The sequence below is a fragment of the Prevotella sp. MGM1 genome (genome assembly GCF_002933775.1).
GTDB lineage: Bacteria > Bacteroidota > Bacteroidia > Bacteroidales > Bacteroidaceae > Prevotella.
The window spans coordinates 1-743 of record NZ_BEWV01000064.1 but is presented as its reverse complement, the minus strand read 5'-3'; the positions used below and the strand labels follow the sequence as shown (position 1 = coordinate 743).

Genomic DNA, 743 nt, shown 5'->3' with positions numbered 1-743 from the left:
CATAGACTCGCGCATCGACTGCTCGCCTTTCTGGCTCGAGATGGTTCGTTACTATTCCAATATCGTCGGGAAATACGGCGTTCCGGTACAGAACGCTTTGAAAAAGCTTGCCGGAGTGAAGCTCGACTATATCTGTTCGACGCATGGTCCGGTGTGGCATGAGAATATAGACAAGGTCATCGGGATGTACGACGGCATGAGCCGGTATGCCACCGAGCCGGGTCTTGTGATATGCTACGGCACTATGTACGGCAACACCGAGCGTGCGGCAGAAGAGATTGCCCGTGCGGCGAGCGAGGCGGGAGTGCGCAAGATAGTGATGTACAACGTGTCGAAGACACACCATTCGTATATTATCCGCGATGTGTTCCGCTATCGTGGTCTCATAGTAGGCGCCCCGACATACAACACCGGGTTGTATCATGAGATGGAAGTGCTGCTCAGCGAGCTTGCCGGCAGAGACATCAAAGACCGTCTTATCGGCTGGTTCGGCAGTTATGCGTGGGCCAGCAAGGCTGTATCCAAGATTAAACAGTGGAACGATGACCATCTGCATTTCGACCATGTGGGTCCCGTTGTCGAGATAAGGCAGAGTCTCGACAGCACGACCGCCACCCAGTGCCGTGAACTTGGACAGGCGATGGCAGAGGCTTTGGCTCTTAGAGATTAAGAAAGTATTTTTTAGAATTCAAAGAAGTTAAAGGAAGTTATCGCCCGCAAGCTCGCTCCGAAGTTAAGGACAA

At 52.5% G+C, this 743-nt stretch carries 1 protein-coding gene; it reads left to right on the top strand.

Features of this window, described 5'->3' with window-relative positions; all coding sequences use genetic code 11:
- Positions 1-670, top strand: a 670-nt coding sequence (locus MoGM_RS01875) for a flavodoxin domain-containing protein (protein ID WP_146078616.1), incomplete at its 5' end; no start/stop codon positions are given.
- Between the last annotated feature and the right edge of the window lie 73 nt (positions 671-743).